General features: G+C 46.3%; 1 protein-coding gene. It reads left to right on the top strand.

What is annotated here, in order from left to right:
* The first annotated feature begins 80 nt into the window (after positions 1-80).
* Positions 81-1,001 (top strand): IS5 family transposase, encoded by a 921-nt coding sequence (locus tag HW45_RS14810; protein WP_038227829.1) that lies wholly within the window; start codon positions 81-83, stop codon positions 999-1,001.
* Positions 1,002-1,054 lie beyond the last annotated feature (53 nt).

Raw genomic sequence — 1,054 nt, 5'->3', positions numbered from 1 at the left:
GGCTTTGTTGCCGAAATCGAATGAACTAAATCACAATCTTACGATCAGATCAGAGACATTCATTTACTGACTTTGATTTCATGCCGAAGCCTCGCTATAAAACCACCAACTGGCGCAAGTACAACAACTCCCTAGTCAATCGAGGTTCACTCACGTTTTGGATTGACGAAGAAGCAATATCGGAGTGGACACAATCTAAACAGCATAGACGTGGTAGACCGCGATTGTTTAGTGACTTAGCTATCACAACCGCTCTCATGGTGAAGCGCATCTTTTCCCTGCCCTTAAGGGCGTTACAAGGCTTTATAGACTCAGTATTTAAATTAGCGAATGTCCCATTGGTTTGTCCTCACTATACCTGTATCAGCCGACGAGCCAAGGATGTAGAAGTAAATTTCAAAGCCTCAACACGAGGCGCCATCCAACACCTGTCCATTGATGCAACTGGGCTCAAAGTATACGGTGAGGGGGAATGGAAAGTGAAAAAGCATGGAACTGATGGCAAGCGTCGAGTCTGGCGTAAACTCCATCTTGCGGTTGATACAGACACACATGAAATTATCGCCGCAGAGCTTACACTATCAGGTGTGACCGATGCGGAAGTACTCCCCAACCTACTCAAGCAAACACGCCGAACCATCAAGGAAATCTCGGGAGATGGTGCATACGATACAAGGGAGTGCCACAGAGCGATTAGGGTTAAGAAAGCGACACCTTTAATTCCTCCGCGTGAAGGTGCAGCTTTCTGGGAAAAAGGGCATCCACGTAATCTGGCAGTTGGCTGCCAAAAGCTCTATGGCTCGAACAAAAAGTGGAAACAGAAATATGGTTACCATAAGCGCTCATTGTCGGAGACCGCTATGTATCGAGTAAAACAACTGCTCGGTGCTTCACTCACGCTTCGAAATTACAACGCACAAGTGGGTGAGACTTACGCCATGATCAAAGCACTCAACAAGCTAACTGGGATAGGTATGCCCGAAACTCAGTATGTTGTTTAAAATGCGAGCTAATTAGCTAGCGTTCGCTCTTTAGCTGAATTCGGCAACAAAGC

This window comes from Vibrio sp. ER1A (assembly GCF_000733315.1).
GTDB classification, from domain to species: Bacteria; Pseudomonadota; Gammaproteobacteria; order Enterobacterales; family Vibrionaceae; genus Vibrio; species Vibrio mediterranei.
Note: the sequence above shows the minus strand (reverse complement) of the source record. Positions and strands in the feature narration are given on the sequence as shown.

Bases quoted from the DNA above. Each gene is read 5' to 3' on its own strand.
- HW45_RS14810 (WP_038227829.1), top strand. From the start codon at position 81: ATGCCGAAGCCTCGCTATAAAACCACCAACTGGCGCAAGTACAACAAC.